The sequence below is a fragment of the Streptomyces violascens genome (assembly GCF_014649955.1).
GTDB classification, from domain to species: domain Bacteria; phylum Actinomycetota; class Actinomycetes; order Streptomycetales; family Streptomycetaceae; genus Streptomyces; species Streptomyces violascens.
On record NZ_BMUA01000004.1, the window covers coordinates 62711 to 82028 of the forward strand.

The 19318-nt window shown below is 71.6% G+C and carries 13 protein-coding genes; 10 read left to right on the forward strand and 3 right to left on the reverse strand.

All coding sequences use genetic code 11. The features are described 5' to 3' along the window. Positions 1–2: 2 nt before the first annotated feature. The 3 genes from IE206_RS11280 to IE206_RS11290 all read left to right on the forward strand — a co-directional run bounded on the left by IE206_RS11280 (position 3) and on the right by IE206_RS11290 (position 2564). Positions 3–800 carry a DUF1684 domain-containing protein gene (locus IE206_RS11280; RefSeq protein ID WP_189961969.1) on the forward strand — a complete coding sequence of 266 codons (798 nt, stop codon included), beginning with the start codon at positions 3–5 and terminating at the stop codon, positions 798–800. Between the two features lie 191 nt (positions 801–991). Further along, entirely contained in the window at positions 992–1897 is a 906-nt protein-coding gene (locus tag IE206_RS11285) for a S1 family peptidase (RefSeq protein ID WP_189961970.1), read from the forward strand. A gap of 187 nt (positions 1898–2084) precedes the next feature. After that, positions 2085–2564: a hypothetical protein gene (locus IE206_RS11290; RefSeq protein ID WP_189961971.1), complete on the forward strand. Its 480-nt coding sequence runs from the start codon at positions 2085–2087 to the stop codon at positions 2562–2564. Between the two features lie 15 nt (positions 2565–2579). Here the strand turns inward: IE206_RS11290 and IE206_RS11295 are convergent, their stop codons facing one another. Further along, complete coding sequence (locus IE206_RS11295; RefSeq protein ID WP_189961972.1) at positions 2580–3476, reverse strand: DUF4231 domain-containing protein; 897 nt, start codon at positions 3474–3476, stop codon at positions 2580–2582. A gap of 541 nt (positions 3477–4017) precedes the next feature. On the opposite strand from IE206_RS11295, the gene fxsBH reads away from it, so the two are divergent. The 4 genes from fxsBH to fxsT are packed head-to-tail and all read left to right on the forward strand — an operon-like array spanning position 4018 to position 12224. Further along, a complete protein-coding gene (fxsBH, locus tag IE206_RS11300; RefSeq protein ID WP_189961973.1) occupies positions 4018–6207 on the forward strand; it encodes a radical SAM/SPASM protein FxsBH, inactivated beta-hydroxylase extension form in 2190 nt (729 codons plus the stop codon). After that, the gene (locus IE206_RS11305) at positions 6188–6973 is read left to right on the forward strand and encodes an AAC(3) family N-acetyltransferase (RefSeq protein WP_189961974.1); all 786 of its coding nucleotides are present in this window, start codon (positions 6188–6190) and stop codon (positions 6971–6973) included. Before fxsBH ends, IE206_RS11305 begins: the two co-directional genes overlap by 20 nt. 3 nt (positions 6974–6976) lie before the next feature. Then, entirely contained in the window at positions 6977–8317 is a 1341-nt protein-coding gene (gene fsxC / locus IE206_RS11310) for an FxsC protein (RefSeq protein WP_189961975.1), read from the forward strand. Continuing rightward, positions 8301–12224 carry an FxSxx-COOH system tetratricopeptide repeat protein gene (gene fxsT / locus IE206_RS11315; protein ID WP_189961976.1) on the forward strand — a complete coding sequence of 1308 codons (3924 nt, stop codon included), beginning with the start codon at positions 8301–8303 and terminating at the stop codon, positions 12222–12224. Before fsxC ends, fxsT begins: the two co-directional genes overlap by 17 nt. An 18-nt stretch (positions 12225–12242) precedes the next feature. Here the strand turns inward: fxsT and IE206_RS11320 are convergent, their stop codons facing one another. After that, complete coding sequence (locus tag IE206_RS11320; protein ID WP_189961977.1) at positions 12243–13109, reverse strand: alpha/beta fold hydrolase; 867 nt, start codon at positions 13107–13109, stop codon at positions 12243–12245. Between the two features lie 136 nt (positions 13110–13245). Here IE206_RS11320 and IE206_RS11325 point away from each other — a divergent pair, with 136 nt between their 5' ends. Both IE206_RS11325 and adhE read left to right on the forward strand, forming a co-directional pair. Continuing rightward, positions 13246–14106 carry a slipin family protein gene (locus IE206_RS11325; RefSeq protein ID WP_189962316.1) on the forward strand — a complete coding sequence of 287 codons (861 nt, stop codon included), beginning with the start codon at positions 13246–13248 and terminating at the stop codon, positions 14104–14106. A 220-nt stretch (positions 14107–14326) separates the two neighbouring features. Further along, positions 14327–16948: a bifunctional acetaldehyde-CoA/alcohol dehydrogenase gene (adhE, locus tag IE206_RS11330; RefSeq protein ID WP_189961978.1), complete on the forward strand. Its 2622-nt coding sequence runs from the start codon at positions 14327–14329 to the stop codon at positions 16946–16948. 336 nt (positions 16949–17284) lie between these two features. Here the strand turns inward: adhE and IE206_RS11335 are convergent, their stop codons facing one another. Beyond that, positions 17285–18301 (reverse strand): ABC transporter permease, encoded by a 1017-nt coding sequence (locus IE206_RS11335; RefSeq protein ID WP_189961979.1) that lies wholly within the window; start codon positions 18299–18301, stop codon positions 17285–17287. Between the two features lie 179 nt (positions 18302–18480). Between IE206_RS11335 and IE206_RS11340 the strand changes: the two genes are divergently transcribed. Beyond that, positions 18481–19269, forward strand: a complete 789-nt coding sequence (locus IE206_RS11340; RefSeq protein ID WP_189961980.1) for a VOC family protein — start codon at positions 18481–18483, stop codon at positions 19267–19269. Positions 19270–19318: the final 49 nt, after the last annotated feature.

A 19318-nucleotide genomic window follows, 5' to 3' on the forward strand; every position in this document is an offset into this window, starting at 1 on the left:
GCATGAGCACGCAAGCACCGCAGGATCCCCGGACCGACCACGCCCTCGACTGGAAGAAGTGGCACGAGCACCGCATCGCCTCGGTCTCCGCGCCCTACGGACCGCTCGCTCTGACCGGCACCCACTGGCTCGCGGACGGCGTGCCCGAGGAGCTCGGCCGGTGGCGCGAGGACGGCGACGAGGTCGTGCTCGCCGCAGGCGAGGAGCACCGACTCACCCTGGACGGCGCTCCGTTGACCGGGGAGGCGCGGCTCGGTGCGGACGTCGGTCCGGCCGGCGGGTCCCGGCTAGCGCAGGGCGACCGCAGGCTCGTCGTGCTGTGCCGCGAGGGGCTGTGGGCGGTACGGGTGTGGGACCCGGCGTCCCCGGCGCGCCAGGCCTTCGCGGGCATCGACGCCACGCCGTACGAGGAGCGGTTCCGGCTGCCCGGCACGTTCCGTCCGTACGAGCGGCAGCGGGTGAAGGTGCCGGGCGCCGACGGGGTCGAGCGCGGGCTCGAACTCGCCGGGGAGATCGCCTTCACGCTCGGCGGGCAGGACCATACGCTCCAGGTCTCGGTCGAGGCCGACGGTTCGCTGTGGGCCGTGTTCGCCGACGGGACCAGCGGGAAGTCCACCTTCCGGTTCCGCTTCCTGCGGCCCGAAGCGCCGGCTCCCGATGGTGCGGTGACCGTCGACTTCAACCGGGCGCAGCTGCCGCCCTGCGCCTTCGCCGACCACTTCATCTGTCCCTTCCCGCCCCCGGGCAACACCCTTCCCATCGACATCCCGGCGGGGGAGCGGAACATCCGCACCAGTTGACCCCGGCGCGCGCATCCTCGCGGAGCCCGGCCTGAAGGCACCCTTGCGCGCCCGGCCGGGCCCCCGAATACTCCTCCGCAGCGCTTGTCAGGAGCACGGCTTGCGCCCAGTCGTGCTGCCGTGATCCTTGGCTGCGCCTCACGGGGTCCCTCCTTTCACGGACCCCTCGATTCCCCTCGGGAGGAAAAGAAGTGAGGATCAAGCGCACCACCCCCACACGCACCACCGGTCTCGCGAGACGCACCAAGCTCGCAGCCGTCGGCACCGGCCTGCTCGCCGCGGTGGCCATAGCCGTCCCCAACGCCAGCGCCACCCCGACCCACACCTTCGGCGTCGCCGCCCTGACCGCCGCCAGCGACGCCGTGCGCGGAGCGGACGTGGCCGGAACCGCCTGGAGCGTCGACAGCGCCACCGGCAAGGTCGTCGTCACCGCCGACTCGACCGTCTCGGCGGCGGATCTGGCCAAGATCAAGCGCGCGGCCGGAGCCAACGCGGGTGCCCTGCGCATCGAGCGGACCTCCGGCAAGTTCACCAAGCTGCTCTCCGGCGGCGACCCGATCTACACCACCAGCTGGCGCTGCTCGCTGGGCTTCAACGTCAAGAAGGGCTCCACGTACTACTTCCTGACGGCCGGTCACTGCACCCAGGGCTACCCGAACTACTACACCAGCTCGTCGCACTCGACGAGCATCGGCCCGACCGTGGGCACCAGCTTCCCGGGCAACGACTACGGTCTGGTGCAGTACACCAACACCTCGCTCGCGCACCCGAGTGCGGTGGGCAGCCAGCGCATCACCAGCGCCGCCAACCCGACGGTGGGCCAGACGGTCACCCGGCGCGGCTCGACCACCGGCATCCACAGCGGCAGGGTCACCGCGCTCAACCAGACGGTCAACTACGGCAACGGCGACATCGTCTCCGGCCTCATCCGGACGACCGTGTGCGCCGAGCCCGGAGACTCCGGCGGTCCCCTCTACGCCGGCTCCACCGCGCTCGGCCTCACCTCGGGCGGCAGCGGCAACTGCAGCTCCGGCGGAACGACCTTCTTCCAGCCGGTGGTCGAGGCCATGAACGCCTATGGTGTGAGCCTTTTCTGACGATACGTCACTGAATGGTGACGGCGCATCACCGAACGGCGGCCGACCACAGGCCAAGGCCCCCGTCCCGGACAACCGGACGGGGGCTTCCGGCTGGACGCGATGCGCTGTTTTGAGAGGATGTGCAGGGGCACGACGTGGAACAGGTCCGTCAGTGACCGGCGCCGGACACACGGGGTGAGACGCATTGAAGCGCATCGGAGTGACCGGTCACCGCGACATCCCGCCCGACGCCTTCGAGGAGATCCGCGACCGGCTGCGCGCCCTGCTCTGCGGCCACGACGGCTCCCTGGAGGCGCTCTCCAGCCTGGCCACCGGCGCCGACCAGCTCTTCGCCGACATCGCCCTGGACTGCGGCGCGGCCCTCACCGTGGTGATCCCGAGCGGCGACTACGAGGCCGGCTTCGCGGACGCGGCCGAACTGGCCCGCTACCGGGGCCTGAAGCGGCGCGCCAGCCAGGAGATCGCGCTCGGCTACCCGCACTCCACGGACGAGGCGTACTACGCCGCCGGGGCCTACATCGCGGACAACTGCGACCGGCTCGTCGCCGTCTGGGACGGCCTGCCGGCCCGCGGCCTCGGCGGCACCGGCGACATCGTGCAGTATGCCCGCGGCCTCGGCCGGCCCGTGACCGTCATCTGGCGGGACGGCAGCCGCAGGGCGTAGCGGGGACGGCGGGGCTCAACTGCGCAGCCGCGCGAGCCAGTCCGTGTGCTGGGGCGAGACGATGCGCTCGGTCTCGTACACGGCCTGCGGCCACTGCCGTTCGGTCACCATGTTCTCCATCGCCACATGCATCTCCATGAGGTCCTGCTCGACCAGCGAGTGTGCCGAGATAAGCGGCTGGTGGCGGCGGATCTCGCTCCAGGCGAGACAGGCCGCGGCCGATGCCGACAGAACACCTGCCATGTTTACCTTCTCCGCGACCGAGAAGGTTTGGAGAGTGGCGAAAAAAAGGGCGAGAAGGGTCAACAGTGTGATCGCTGTCGACCACAGCCTGGTCGCGCGCCGCGAGGTCTCCTGGCGGCGCCGGTACCAGTTGCGCTGCTCGATGAGCCGGTCGCGTACGTATGTCTCCTTGCGTACGTTGAACGACTTGCCGCGTAACTCCCGCATGCTCGGGGTCACCAGGCCCCCCGGGGCGAGCTCGCCGTCGTCGCGCGGGTCGCGCCAGCCGACCTTCTTCAGCTCCCGCAGGCCCTCCTCGATACGGGTCACGAACAGGGCGTCCGGGTCGGGGACGCCCAGGTCGAAGGGGGATCCGTGAACGGCGTAGCGCCAGCACATCGACTTGATGAACTCGGCGGCGGAACGGTTGAGCTGCCAGTGCGAGGCGGCGTGCCGCCGGGCCGCCCCGAAGCTCGCGAGCAGTACTCCCGCGTAGGCGAGCGCACTCAGAGCGCTGAGTACCTGGAAGTCCTCGCCGACCCTGACCTGCGGCAGCGCCGCCGCGAGGGCGCCGACGACGAGGAGCGAGAGCTGGGTGCGGGTCAGCTTGACCGCCGACTGCTGCCGGCCGATCGCCAGCGCGTCCGCGTGGTGGAAGAGGCCCGGCAGATCCGCGTTCCGGAAGACCATGCTCTGCAATGGGCCGGGAATCGCCGTCACATGCACCCCCGTCTGCGATTTTGCCTTCGTTCTTTCGTAGGGATGGCAGGTGTGCGCTCCGTTTGCGTGCTCCATCCACTGATGGGGACGAGAGTAAAGTCGTCCCGCCGGTACTGCAACGGTGCATGTGCCGGTACCACTGTCTACGTGCGGTTGTCACTCACCCCAGGGACGAACGTGAACCCCTCCGTAAATTCAGCAGATTCAGTAAATTCAGCCTCATTCGCCGCTGCGAAGAAGGACCGGGTTCCGCTGGCCGAACTGGCCGCGAAGGTCGCGGACCGGGGCCGTGGGAGGAGCCTCGGCAGGGTTCTGGCCGCCCGGGAAGGCCATCACCCGATCACGGTGTCCACGTTCAACTCCGCTCTTTGACACCGGAGTTGATGATTCCACCCCGCCGGGTGCGCCCGGCGGGGACCATGGGACACCAGAGCAGGGCGGGGGCTTTGGGGCATTTCCGGAGAACCCCCGGGCCGGGCGCCCGAATTCCCGTCCTCGGTAAACTGGCGGAATGACAGGACCGCTGGTCCCATTCCGCGAGATCGTACTCAAGGTGCACAGCAGGTGCGATCTGGCCTGTGACCATTGTTATGTGTACGAAGCCGCAGACCAGAGCTGGCGAGAACAGCCCCGCACGGTCTCCGACGACGTTATTTCGCACACCGCCCGACGACTGGCCGAGCACGCCGAAAAGCACCGCCTGAGTTCCGTTTCGGTGATTCTGCACGGCGGCGAACCGCTGCTCGCCGGACCCGAGCGGCTGCGCCGGGTCTGCGGGGTGCTGACCGCCGCCGTCACACCGGTCGCGGAGCTCGATCTGCGCATCCACACCAACGGCGTGCTGCTCGGCCCGCGCCACCTCGACCTGTTCGAGGAGTTCGGCGTGAAGGTCGGCATCTCGCTCGACGGCGACCGCGCCGCCAACGACCGCCACCGGCGCTACGCCGACGGCCGCAGCAGCCATGCGCAGGTCCTGGCCGCAGTCGAACTGCTCCAGCAGCCGCGCCACCGGAAGCTGTTCGCCGGTCTGCTCTGCACCGTCGACCTCGCCAACGACCCGGTCGCCGTGCACGACGCGCTCGTGGCGCTCGACCCGCCCCGCATCGACTACCTCCTGCCGCACGCCACCTGGGAGACCCCGCCCGCGCGCCCCGACGCGATCCCGGCCCCGTACGCCGACTGGCTGCTCGCCGTCTTCGACCGCTGGGACGAGCAGGGCCGGACCGTGCCGGTGCGGCTCTTCGACTCGGTGCTCTCCACCCTGCACGGCGGCCCCAGCCTCACCGAATCCCTGGGGCTCGCCCCCACCGACATCGTGGTGGTGGAGACCGACGGCTCGCTCGAACAGGTCGACTCGCTGAAGTCCGCCTACGAAGGCGCCGCCGCCACCGGGTTCTCGGTGTTCCGCGACGACTTCGACGCGGTCGCCGCCCACCCCGGAGTGCGCGCCCGCCGGCGCGGCCTCGCCGGAGTCTGCGACCAGTGCCGCCGCTGCCCGGTCGTCCGCTCCTGCGGCGGCGGCCACTACACCCACCGCTACCGCGCGGGCCACGGCTTCGCCAACCCGTCGGTGTACTGCCCCGACCTGATGGCCCTGGTACGCGGCATCGAGGCCCGCACGCCGGTCCCCGAGCTGCCCGGTACTCGTCAACTGGCCGATTCCTCGCTGGAGTTGAACCGCCTCCTGCTCGCCGAACTGCATACCGCGCTCGACGGGCGGGGCGGCGCCGAGTGGGCCCGGATCTGGGAGCTCACCACCGCCGTCGACGGGCCGGGGCTCGACACCGTCCTGGCCCACCCCTACGCCCGCGGCGGGCTCCTCGCCGCGCTGGAGGCGCTCGACGCGGGGCGCCCCGACGCGGTGACAAGAGCCCTGCGGCTGGCCGCGTACACGGCGGCCGCGGCCGTGCGCGACGGCGCCGCCCCGGCCGTCCCCGTCCGCTGGTCCGACGGCCGGCTCCACCTGCCGACCCTGGGCGAACTGCGCCTGCCCACCGCCGAGGGCGTGGCCGAGGTCGCAGCCGTGGGGAGCGGCTTCCGGGTGCGGCACGCGAGCGGTGAGCGGCACGTCGCCCGCCCCGCCGAACCGGCCCCGGACTGGCGGCCGTTGAGGAGGGTCCACGGCCTGGTCCTGGACGACCTCGACCCGTACCGCGACTGCTTCGACAGCCCCGTACTGCACCGACTGGGGCCGCGCGAGGCGGCCGAGTGGAGCCGCCGGGTGGCGCGGGCGCGGACGGGCCTCGCCGAGACCGTTCCGCGGTACGCCGACATGCTCACCGCGATCACCACGCTCACCCCGCTCGTCCAAGGAGCGGGGCCGGTGGTCGGGCGGCACGGCTTCGGCGCGCTCGGCCTTCCCCTCGGTCTCGCGGACGAACAGCTCGCCCCGGCCCTGCTGCGCGGGGGGCGCAGGGCGGCCCTGCGCGCCCTCCTCGACGTCGAGGACCTGTACGACATGGACGGGGCGTGGCAGCATCCGACGCCCTGGGGACCGCTCCCGGTCTCCCGGCTGCTCGCCGAGGCGTACGAAGGGGTCGCGGTCGCCGCGTACGGCGGTGGTGCGCCGGCCCTGGAGGAGCTCGGCCGGGCGCTGGAAGCCCTGGAGCGGGCGGCCGAACTCACCGTCACCGGAAAGCACCTGGTGCACACCCTGCGCCAGGAATGGGAAGAGGCATCGCGTGGGCGAGAACACCACTGAGGTTCCGGGAGAGCCCGGCCCGGCCGAGCAGCTGCGCGCCCTCGGCGTGGAGGAGGGCGGGGTCCTGCTCGTGCACGCCTCGCTGCACGGCACCGGGCTCCGCGCCGAGGAACTCCTGGCCGCGCTGCGCACGGTGCTCGGCCCCGAAGGGACGCTGGTGGTCCCGGCGTTCACCCCGGAGAACTCCGACACCTCGCCCGCCCACCTCGCCCTGGTGAGCCGGGCCCCCGACGCGGCCGCGTTCCGGGCCGCGATGGCGCCCTTCGACCCGGACCGCACCCCGTGCCCGCGCATGGGGCGGTTCGCCGAGCAGGTCAGGACCACCGAGGGCGCCGCCCGCAGCGACCACCCGCAGACCTCCTTCGCGGCGCTCGGCGCCCGGGCCGCCGACCTCATGAAGGGCCATGCGCTCGACTGCCACTTCGGCGAGGAGTCCCCGCTGCCCAAGCTGATCGCCGCCGGGGCGCAGGTCCTGATGGTCAACGTCGGCTTCGCCGTGTGCACCGCCTTCCACTTCGCCGAATACCTGGTGCCGCCGCGCCCGGTACGCACCTACCGGGCGGTGATCAGGGACGAGCGGGGCGGGGCCGCCTGGTTCGCGTACCAGGACGCCGTGCTCGACGACAGCGACTTCGCCCGGATCGGCGCCGACTTCCCCGCCGAGCACGTACGCGGCGGCCCGCTCGGGCGGCGAGGAGCGCGGCTCTTCCCGATCAGGGCGGCGGTCGAGCACGCGACCGCCTGGATGGCCGAGAAACGGCACTGACCGATGACCGGGAAGGAGGGTGAGGCTCCCGTGCCGGACGGGCCGTACTTCTTTCTCAGTTACGCCTCCGCCACGGGCCGCGGCGGGGGCGGGCCCGATCCCGACATGTGGGTGGGGCGCCTCTTCGAGGACCTGTGCCGGAGCGTGGCGGAGCTGACCGCGCTGCCCGCCGGCACACCCTGTGGCTTCATGGACCGCGGGCCGCGCCCCGGCGGCGACTGGTCCGAACAGCTCGGCCGCAGCCTCGCCTCCTGCCGGGTGTTCGTGCCGCTCTTCTCGCCCCGCTACTTCGCGAGCGAGTGGTGCGGAAAGGAGTGGTACGCCTTCGCGCAGCGCGCCATCCGTCACCGGGCCGCCACCAACCGGCCCGCCGACGCCATCGTCCCGGCGCTGTGGATACCCGTACCACCCGGCCAACTTCCGTTACCCGCCGAGCAGTTGAGGTTCGACCACCGAGACCTGGGGGAGCGGTACGCCGCCGACGGGCTCTACGGTCTGATCAAACTCCGGCTGTTCGCCGAGGAGTACCACCGGGCGGTGCACTGCCTCGCCCGCCACATCGTCGGCGCGGCCCACGCCGGCCGCGTCGGCCCCGGCCGCCCCCTCGACCACCGCACGCTCCCCAGCGCCTTCGGCACCGCCGCGAGCCCCCGCCCGCTGCGGGTCACCGTCGCCGCCCCCACCCGCGACGAGCTCCCCGAGGGGCGCGACGGCGTCTACTACGGGCAGAGCCCGCTCGACTGGAACCCCTACCACCCGGACACACAGCGGCCGTTGGCCCTGGTCGCCGCGGACATCGCGGGCTCGCTCAACTACCGGCCCACGATCGCCTCCTTCGACAACGAGAGCCCGCCGGGGCAGGAGAAGGAGCCCCCGGTCCGCCCCGAGGTCCTGCTCGTCGACCGCTGGGCACTGCGGGACGAGAACCGGCGCGCCCGGCTCGCCGCCCTCGACGCCGCGGACCGGCCCTGGATCAGCGTGGTGGTCCCCTGGAACCGGGACGACCCCCAGAGCCGGGCCGCGGCGGACGAGCTCACCGCCCGCACGGCGGCTACGCTGCCCAGCAGAGCGAGCCACGGGCGGCCCGCCTGCCGGGCCGCGGCGCGGGGCGTGGAGTCCATCGACGCCTTCGAGGAGCTGCTGCCGCACGTGGTCGAGGCGGCCGCCCAGCAGTACCTGAGACACGCTCCGGCCCACCCCCCGGCCGGCCGCCCACCCCGCCAACGGCCGCGCCTGATCGGCCCGATGGACCACGGACCCGAGGCCGGGCACCGCACCGCACAACCGCACGACGCGCTCGATGGGGCACCCGATGTGGAGGACACGGATGACAGCCAGCCGTGACGGACGTGTCGTCACGTTCTACTCGTACAAGGGCGGCACAGGGCGCACCATGGCGCTCGCCAACACCGCCCTGATCCTCGCCGCGAACGGCAAGCGGGTGCTCGCGGTGGACTGGGACCTGGAGGCACCCGGCCTGCACCGCTTCTTCCACCCCTTCCTCGACCCGGCCACCCTCGGCGCCACCAGCGGCGTCATCGACCTGGTCAGCGAGTACGCCTGGGCCGCCACCAACCCCGAACACCCCGACGAGGACTGGTACGTGGCGCTGGCCCGCATCCAGCCGCACGCCGTGTCCCTGGTGCCGGACCACCTGGGCTGGCAGTTCCCCGACGGTGGCACCCTCGACTTCGTGTCGGCGGGCCGGCAGAACCGCGAGTACTCTGCGACGGTCTCCACCTTCGACTGGGACAACCTCTACAGCCGGCTCGGCGGCGGCACCTTCTTCGACGCCCTCCAGGCCGACATGAAGGCCAACTACGACTACATCCTGATCGACAGCCGCACCGGACTCAGCGACGTCGCCGACATCTGCACCGTCCACCTGCCCGACATCCTCGTCGACTGCTTCACCCTCAGCGACCAGTCCATCGACGGCGCCGCCGCCGTCGCCCGCCAGATCGCCGAGGGCTACGGCGCCCGCAGCATCCGCGTACTGCCCGTCCCCATGCGCATCGACGAGGGCGAGAAGGAGAAGGCGGACGCCGGACGGGCGCTGGCCCGGCTCAAGTTCGACGGCTTCCCCGCCGGGCTCGCGGGCGACCGGCTCGCCGCGTACTGGGGCTCGGTGGAGATCCCGTACCGCCCCTACTATGCGTACGAGGAGTCGCTCGCCACCTTCGGCGACGAGGCCGGGCTCTCCAACTCGCTGCTCTCCGCCTTCGAACGGCTCACCGCGGTCATCACCGACGGGGAGGTCACCTCGATGCCGGGCGTGGGCGACGAGGCCCGGCTGCGGATCAAGGAGGCCTTCACCCGCCGCCGCCCCGCACAGCCCGTCGACATCCACCTCTCGTACGCGGCCGAGAACCGGATGTGGGCCGACTGGATCGAGGCGGTCCTGAGCCGGGCCGGCTTCCGGGTCCACCCGCGCGACGTCTCCGACCCCGTGCCCGACCGCGCCGAACCCGCCGCCGACAACGGCCGGACCGTGGTGGTGCTCTCGGCCGCCTACCTCAAGTCGGCCCGGGCGATGGGCGTCTGGCAGGAGGCGGCCTCCGCCGACCCGACCGGGCTCCGCCGCACGATGCTGTCGCTGCGCGTCGACGACGTACGCCTGCCGGGCGCCTACCTGGACCGCAATCCGGTGGACCTGTTCCGGCTCGACCAGGCGCACGCCACCGAGGCCCTGCTGCGCGCCCTGGACCGGCCGGGCCAGAGCGGCGGCGAGAGCGGCGGCCCGCGGTTCCCGGGCACCGTGCCGCGGATCTGGAACGCGCCGCCGCGCAACCCCGAGTTCACCGGCCGCTCCGAGGCCCTGGAGCGGATGCGCGACCAGCTCGGCAGCGGCCTCGCGGTCGTCCTGCCGCAGCCGCAGACCCTGTACGGACTCGGCGGCGTCGGCAAGACCCAGGTCGCGCTCGAATACGCGCACCGGTTCATGGCCGACTACGACCTGGTCTGGTGGATCAACTGCGCCCGCGCCGGCGACGTGGCCGCGGGCCTCGCCGAACTGGGCGGGCGCCTCGGCGGCCAGGGCGGCGACGACATCGGGGTGGCCTCGCGCGAGGCCGTCGACCTGCTGCGGCGCGGGGTGCCCACCGAACGCTGGCTGCTGGTCTTCGACAACGCGGACGACCCCGAGGCGCTGAGGCGGTTCATCCCGCCGGGCGGCCCCGGCCACATCCTGGTCACCTCGCGCAACCAGGACTGGTCGCAGTACGGCGACGCGCTGTCCGTCGACGTGTTCCGGCGCGAGGAGTCCGTCGAGCACCTCCGGAGGCGGGCGCCCGGCCTGTCCGTCGACGAGGCGGACCGGGTCGCGGCCGCCCTCGGCGACCTGCCGCTGGCCGTCGAGCAGGCGGCCGCCTGGATCGCGGAGACCGCCACCCCGGTCGCCGACTACCTCGACCAGCTCGCCGAGCAGACGGCGGGCGTCCTCTCGCTCAACCAGCCGGTCGGCTACCCCGAACCGGTCGCCGCCACCTGGAACGTCTCCATCGAACTCCTCAAGGAGCGCTCGCCGGCCGCGGTGCGCCTCCTCCAGCTCTGCGCCTTCTTCGCGCCCGAGCCGATCTCGGCCGGCCTGCTCTACAGCCAGGAGATGATCGACGCGCTCAAGCCGTACGACCCCTCGCTCCAGGAGAAGCTGGTGCTCGGCCGCATCATCCGCGAGATCGGCCGGTTCGCGCTCGCCAAGGTCGACCCGGTCAAGGGCTCCATCCAGGTGCACCGGCTCGTCCAGGCCGTGGTCCGCTCGCAGCTGAGCGAACAGGAGCGGCACGAGGCGCAGCACACCGTCCACCGGATCCTGGCCGGCGCCCGCCCCGGCGGCGACGAGCCGATCGACGACCCGGACACCTGGCCGCGGTTCGCCGGCATCTGGCCGCACCTGGGCCCCTCCGAGGCCCGCCGGTGCACCGAACCCGAACCCCGCAGGCTTTTGATCGACCGGATGCGGTACCTGTGGAAGCGCGGGGAGTTCACGGCGGCCTCCGCGCTCGGCGAAGAGCTGCGCGAACAGTGGCGCGAGGAGCTCGGCTGCAACGACATCCAGTACCTCTACCTGCGCTTCCACATCTCCAACGTCTGCCGCTCGCAAGGGCGTTACGCCACGGCCCTCGAACTGGACGAGGAGACCCTGGAGCGCCAGCGCGCCACGCTAGGGCCCGAGCACCCGCACACCTACATGACCACCAGCGCGCTGGCCATGGACCTCGGAGCGCTGGGCCAGTACCCCCGGGCCATGGACCTGGCGACCGAGGCGTACGACGGCTTCCGCACGATCTTCGACGACTCGCACCCGAGAACGCTGGCCGCGGCCAACAACCTGGCCCTCACTCTGCGCATGACCGGCCAGTACGCCAGTGCCAGGGCGCTCGACCAGGAGGTGTACGACCGCCGCACCGACGTCCTCGGCCCGGAGCACCCCTACACGCTCTCCTCGGCGATGTGCCTGGCCCGCGACCTGCGGGAGGTCGGCCGGTACGAGGACTCGGTGATGCTCCTGGAGCGTACGTACGCGACCTCCAAGCAGCGCCTCGGGCGCTCCTTCCCCGGCACCCTCGCGGCCGCCAAGAGCCTGTCCGTGGCGCTGCGCAGGACCGGCCGCTTCGAGGACGCCCGGCGCCTGACCCAGGCGGCGCGCTCCCGCTACCGGGCCAAGTACACCTCGGTGAACCCGGACTCGCTGGCCTGCGAACTCAACCTGGCCGCCGACCAGTTCGCGGCGGGCGAGCCGGAGGCGGCCCGCGACACCGCGCGCGAAGTGGTCGAGGAGTACAGCAAGAACCCCGGCCCCAGCCACCCCTACGCCCTGGCCGCACTCAACAACCTGGGCATCTACCAGTGGGGCTGCGGAGACCTGCCGGGCGCTCGGGAGGTCCTTCGGGGCGCGATCGCGACGATGCGCGAGGTGCTCGGCGCCGAGCACCCGCACACGCTGTTCGCGGCCGTCAACCTGGCCAACGTGAAGGCGGACCTCGGGGAGCTGCACGACGCCCTGGAGCTCGAACGGGCGGCGGTCGCCGGGCTCGGCAGGAGGCTGGGCCGCCACCACCCCGAGCGGCTCGCGTGCTCGGCGAACCTGGCCCTCACCCTGGACGCGCTCGGGCGCCGGGACGAGGCCCAGCGGCTGCGTTCGGAGGCGGTCCTGGAACTCGCGCGGCTGCTCGGCGAGGACCATGTCGTCGTACGGTCGGTGCGTGAACTGCGCCGTGCGCACCGGGACCTGGAGCCCCTCGCGGTGTGACGGCCGGGCCGGGCCCGCTCACTCCTGGATGAGCCAGCGCAGCACCCGGGGCAGCGCGTGCAGGGCGTCGAAGTGGGCGGCGGCCGGCTCCAGGACGGCCGTCACGCCCGGAATGCGCCCGGCCAGCCAGTGGTAGTGGCCGACGGGTGAGAACACGTCCTGCTCGCCGTGCCAGAGCAGGACGTCCCCGGTGATCGTCGCCGGGTCGAATCCCCACGGGTTGCAGAACGCGAGCGCGTCGTCGATCCAGCCGTACGCCGAAGTCCTCAGCGCCTCCTGGTAGTTGCGCAGCAGCATCGAGCGGACCCCGGCGTCCTTGACCACCAGCCGGTCGGCGTGGGTGAGCTCCTTGCGCAGGTCGTCGAGGAGCTGCACCGGGTTCTCGCGGATGCGTGCCGAGCGTGCGATGAAGTGCGCGGCCATCTCGTCCGGGTCGGCGGCGCCCGTCGTGTAGGCGAGGACGTTGGAGGCGGCCATGCCCTCGAACCAGTCGAGCCCGTCGGCGTCCGGCGGCGCGAGGGTGACCAGGGCGGCGGCCCGCGTGACCCGCTCGGGCAGCAGCGCGGCACAGGCGAGCGCGTGCGGGGCGCCCCCGGAGCGGCCGACGACCGCGAAGCGTTCGAACCCGTAACGGTCCGCTATCGCCTCGACGTCCCGCGCGGCGTCGGCGACCCGGCGCCCCTTGAGCCGGTCGGAGTCGCCGTAGCCGGGCCGGTCGTAGGCGATGACCTGCATGCGGCGGTGGTAGAGCACCATGCTGCGGGGCGCTGGGCCCAGCCTGCTGCCGGGCGTGCCGTGCAGCAGGAACACCGGGCTGCCCAGCGGGTCCCCGAACTGTTCCACCGTGAGAATCCGCCCGTCGGCCGTGCACACCCGGTCCCGCACCGTGGCCCCCTCGCCCGGTAGCCCGCCATCCGGCCGCAGCCTACTCGCGCGGCGGGGCCCGGACGGGGTCTCCCTTTGCGGGAGATGCGGAGTTACCGTCGAGGTACACGTCCGATTCGGACCCTTGGGGGCCGTGATGGTCGAGGAGCTGGTGGCGGCGGGCATCGCCGTGGGTTCCGCCGGTGTCGTCTATGCGCTGGCGGCGGCGCGGGTCGTCAAGCAGTACGAGCGGGGAGTGGTCTTCCGGCTCGGCAGGCTGACGGATTCGGTGCGCGGGCCGGGCTTCACGATGATCCTTCCGTTCGTCGACCGGCTGCGGAAAGTGAACATGCAGATCGTGACGATGCCGGTGCCCGCGCAGGACGGCATCACGCGGGACAACGTCACGGTCCGGGTGGACGCGGTGATCTACTTCAAGGTCGTCGACCCGGCGGACGCGGTCGTCCAGGTCGAGGACTACCAGTTCGCGGTCTCACAGATGGCGCAGACCTCGCTGCGTTCGATCATCGGCAAGAGCGACCTCGACGACCTCCTGTCGAACCGGGAGAAGCTCAACCAGGGCCTGGAGCTGATGATCGACAGCCCGGCCATCGGCTGGGGCGTGCAGATCGACCGCGTCGAGATCAAGGACGTGTCGCTGCCGGAGACGATGAAGCGCTCGATGGCCCGCCAGGCGGAGGCCGACCGTGAGCGGCGGGCCCGGGTCATCAACGCGGACGCCGAGCTCCAGGCCTCGAAGAAGCTGGCCGAGGCGGCGGGCGTGATGTCGGAGCAGCCGGCCGCCCTCCAGCTGAGGCTGCTGCAGACGGTGGTGGCGGTGGCCGCCGAGAAGAACTCGACGCTGGTGCTTCCGTTCCCGGTCGAGCTGTTGAGGTTCCTGGAACGCGCGGCGCCTTTGCCTGCGGAGACGGCGGCACCGGCCGCACCGGAAGTCCCTCCGGCGCAGGCGCATTCGGAGATCCTGGGGGAGGGCAGTACCCCGCCGGAAAACTTGTGAAGGAATTCACAAGCGCGCATGGGGCGAAAGTCCTTACATATCTGCGCAGGTCAGCGGCATATTTTTCGTGACGCCCGGTCATTTGAAAGGGCATTGGACCCTCCGGAACAGGGCTTTGTCGGGCCCGCGAGCGCGGTGAACAGGTGTCGAATTGAGGCATCGGAAAAGGCATCGCAACGCTCGCAACGCAGGTAGCGCTCGACAAGAAGGAGTTCCTGCCATGGAGGCCAAGAACGCCGGGAACGTCACGACCGCCGAGGTCATGGTCGACGAACTGGTGCAAGGGGCCCTTTCGGCTCTGAGCCGGTTCGAGACGTTCACCCAGGAGCAGGTCGACCACATCGTCAAGAAGGCCTCCCTGGCCGCGCTGAGCGAGCACGGCGAACTGGCCCGCCTCGCCGTCGAGGAGACCGGCCGCGGCCTCTTCGAGGACAAGGCCGTCAAGAACCTCTTCGCCTGCGAACACGTCGTCAACTCGCTGCGTGGCCTGAAGACCGCGGGTGTCATCGGCCGCGACGAGCTGAACGGCATCACCGAGATCGCCGAACCGGTCGGCGTCATCTGCGCGATGACCCCTGTCACCAACCCCACCTCGACCACCGTCTTCAAGGCGCTGATCGCGCTGAAGACCCGTAACCCGATCGTCTTCGCCTTCCACCCCTCCGCGCAGAACTGCTCGGCCGCGGCCGCCCGCGTGGTGCGGGACGCGGCGGTCGAGGCCGGGGCGCCCGAGGGCTGTGTGCAGTGGATCGCCGAGCCGTCGATGGAGGCCACCGGCCTGCTGATGAACCACGAGGGCGTCTCCACCATCCTCGCCACCGGCGGCAACGCGATGGTCAAGGCCGCCTACTCGTGCGGCAAGCCCGCCCTCGGCGTCGGCGCGGGCAACGTCCCGGCGTATGTCACCAGGAGCGGCAGGCTCGGCCGGGCCGTGCACGACATCGTCCTGTCGAAGTCCTTCGACCACGGCATGATCTGCGCCTCGGAGCAGGCCGTCATCCTCGACAAGGAGGTGTACGAGCGAGGCCTGGCGGAGTTCGAGCGGCTCGGCGCGTACGTCCTGAACGCGGCCGAGAAGACCAAGCTGGAGGAGTTCGTCTTCGGCACCACGGCCTTCGCCACCAACTGCGCGGGCGCCAAGCTGAACGCCTCGGTCGTCGGCAAGTCCCCGCAATGGATCGCCGAACAAGCCGGCTTCGAGGTGCCGGCCACCACCTCGGTCCTTCTCGCCGAGTGCGCGGAGGTCGGCGAGGGCGAGCCGCTCACCCGCGAGAAGCTGTCGCCGATCCTGGCCGCCCTGAAGGCCGACTCCACCGAGCACGGCCTCCAACTCTCGGCGCGGATGGTCGAGTTCCACGGCCTCGGTCACAGCGCCGCCATCCACACCGAGGACGACGAGCTCGCCGAGGAGTTCGGCCGGCGGGTCAAGGCGATCCGCGTGATCGTGAACGCCCCCTCCACCTTCGGCGGGATCGGCGACGTCTACAACGCCTTCCTGCCCTCCCTCACCCTCGGCTGCGGCTCCTACGGCCACAACTCGGTGTCCGACAACGTCTCCGCGGTCAACCTGGTCAACGTCAAGCGGATCGGACGGCGCAACAACAACATGCAATGGTTCAAGGTCCCGCCGAAGATCTACTTCGAGCGCAACTCCATCCGCTACCTCGGCGAGATGGACGGCCTGGAGCGGGTCACGATCGTCACCGACAGGACGATGGGCAGGCTCGGCTTCGTCCAGAGGATCAGCGGCATTCTCCAGGCCCGCCCCGGCCCGGTCGTCCTCCAGGTCATCGACAACGTCGAGCCCAACCCGGAGCTGGCGACGGTCCAGGCAGGGGCCGCGATGATGCGCGACTTCGAGCCGGACACGATTGTCGCGCTCGGCGGCGGCTCGGCCATGGACGCGGCCAAGATCATGTGGCTGATGTACGAGCACCCGGAGGTCGAATTCGCGGACACGAAGGAGAAGTTCTTCGACATCCGCAAGCGCGCCTACACGTTCCCGGCACTCGGCGAGAAGGCGAAGCTGATCGCCATCCCGACCACCTCGGGAACCGGCAGCGAGGTCACCCCGTTCGCGGTCATCTCCGACCCGGAGGCCGCCCAGAAGTACCCGCTCGCCGACTACGCGCTGACCCCGAACGTCGCGATCGTCGACCCGGTGCTCCCGATGGGCCTGCCCGCCACCGTCACCGCCGACTCCGGCTTCGACGCCCTGACGCACGCCACCGAGGCCTACGTCTCGGTCTACTCCAACGACTACACCGACGGCCTCTGCCTCCAGGCCATCAAGCTGATCTTCGAGAACCTGGAGCGCTGCGTGGTCCACGGGGCGGGCGACCCCGAGGCCCGCGAGAAGATGCACAACGCCTCGACCGTGGCGGGCATGGCCTTCGCCAACGCCTTCCTCGGCCTCGTACACGCCATGGCGCACACCCTCGGCAACACCTTCCACGTCGCCCACGGCCGCACCAACGCGCTGCTCCTGCCGCACGTCATCCGGTACAACGGTCAGGTCTGCGGCAAGGCCACCCCGTGGCCGAAGGCCGAGGTCTACCGGGCCCCGGAGCGCTTCCAGGAGATCGCGAGGATGCTCGGCCTGCCGGCCGCGACCCCCGAGGAGGGCGTCGAGTCCTACGCCCGCGCGGTCGAGGAACTGCGCGCCAAGTGCGGCATCCCCGCCTCCTTCCAGGAGGAGGGCGTGGACGAGACCGCCTTCATCGAGGCCCTGCCGGTCCAGGCGATGAACGCCTACGCCGACCAGTGCGCCCCGGCCAACCCGCGGATGCCGATGATCGACGACATGAAGGAGCTCATGACCCGGGCGTACTACGGAAAGTAGGTCCCGCACAGGCAGGGCCGTCCCGCGCGGGGCGGCCCTGTCCCACGTCTCCGGACGGTCGGGCGGCTCACGCCTCCTGGCGTTCGAGCGGCGAAAGGAAGCGGCCCATCGGAAGGACCGGGCGGCCCCACGTCGAGGCCGCCGATGAAGAACCCGACGAACGGAAACACGGATGCCGACGGCTTCTCGGGGGAGATCCCCGCGTCGATGCCGGTGGCGATGGTGGTGACCACGATGAACCCGGAAGGCCGAGCGCACCGAGCTGGGCCTGCGCGCTCGGCTCCATCCGCCCTACGGAGAAGGCCTGTTCGGCGGGTCCGGAGCGGCGGGGGACGGTCATGAGCCCGCCGGCTTCTCGTCGCGGTCCTGGTTCAGCCCGGCGAGGACCACCGTGATGATGGCGCCGAGCAGCGCCCAGATCGAGAGCACCTGGAGCGGGCCGCTGATCGACTCGCCCCTGAAGTACGCGATGGAGCGGGCGGCCCAGGTGCCCGCGCCCGGCGGCAGCCCGGGCCCGATCGTCCGCCAGAACGGCGGGAGCAGCGGATACGGATAGGCGCCGCCCGCGCTCGGATTGCCGAGGACGACAATGACCAGGATCGCCAGGCCGATGCCGACGACCCCGGCGAGCCCCTGGAAGGCGAGGGTCGTCGCCCCCACCGCGAACACGACGAGGGCGCCGAGCCCGGCGAGCCCGATGTAGCTGCCCGGCAGCGCGCCGAGCACCGGCCCGATGACGAGCGAGCCGAGCAGTCCCGCGGCGATCGCGTACACGGCGAGCACCGCGAGCCGGATCAGCGCCCGGTGGGTGTTGGCGGGCCGGGCGCCCGCGCTGATCGCCAGGATCGCGGCGCACAGATAGCCGCCCACGCACCAGCCGACGACGAGGTAGAACGAGGACAGGGTGCGGGAGTCGCCCGCGGAGGCGGGGGCGAGGTCGATCACCTTCACGGTGCGCTGCTGCGCCTTCTCGGCCCCCGTCGCGATCGCCTCCACGGCCTGCGCGAGGGAGGCCCCGCCGCCGCTCGCCACGAGCAGCCTGTCGGTGGTGCCCCGCGGGTCGACGACCAGGACCCCGTCGACGCTGCGGTCGCGCAGCTGCCGGGTGGCGTCGGCCTCGTCCTTGACCGTCCGTACGTCCAGCGGACCGCCGGGCAGCGCGCCCAGCTGCTGGGCGAGCTGCCCGCTGACCTGCGCGGGTGCGACCAGGGCGAAGGGGATGTCCTTCGGTTTCGGATGGTGGAAGGCGCCTGCGTAGGACGTGATGAAGGCGACCATCAGGCCCAGTACGCCGATGACCAGCAGGGCGGCCCGCACGGTGACAGCGCTCTTCACCTCGTCGACGAAAGTCATGCCCCTACGCTCTGCCGCACTGCGCGTTCACGCAGTCGGTGCAGGGCCGAATGGCTTAGAGCCGATGCCTGGCCCGAGGCATCCGGCTGTCGGGGGGAGGCGCCCGCTGCCACGCTGGAGTCAGGTTCCCGGGACCGTCGCGTTCCGGGGCGGACGACGCACGCGACAGGAGCACCTTCATGCTGACCTCCACACAGGTACCGGGCGGGCTGAACTGGCTCGACCTGGGAACCCCCGACATCGACGCGGCCGTCGCCTTCTACACCGGCCTGTTCGGCTGGCAGTTCCAGTCCGCGGGACCGGAGGCCGGGGGCTACGGCTTCTTCCAGAAGGACGGCAGGACGGTGGGCGCCGCCGGCCCGCTGACCGAGGAGGGCGCGAGCTCGGCCTGGACGGTGTACTTCCGCACCGTGGACGCCGACGCCACCGCCAAGTCCGTCGAGCAGGCGGGCGGCTCGGTCCGCGTCCCGCCGTCGCAGGTCTTCACGGCCGGGCGGATGGCCGCCTTCACCGACCCGACGGGCGCCGATTTCGCCGTGTGGGAGCCCGGCGACACCGACGGCCTGGAGCGCGTCAACGACCCTGGCAGCGTCAGCTGGATCGAGCTGTACACCACCGACGCCGCGGCCGCGAAGGCGTTCTACGGCAGCGTTCTGTCGTGGGAGACCAGGGACATGCCGATGGGCGGCGGCATCGTCTACTCCATCGCCGGGCCGGCAGGCGGCGGCGAGCAGACCATGCACGGCGGCCTCATGGAGCTGCCGCAGGAGAACCGGGATGCCGGTTCGACCTCCGAATGGCACCCGTACGTCGAGGTCGAGGACTGCGACGTCACGGTGGCCAAGGCCCAGGAACTCGGCGCGACCGTCATCATTCCGGCCACCGACGGCGAGGGCGTGGGGCGGTTCGCGATGATGCTCGACCCGTTCGGCGCCCCGTTCGCGGTGATCAAGAGCGCCACGGCCTGACGTTCCCGGAATGCCTGCCGGATGCCGGGCGGACCGCTCAGGCAGGCAT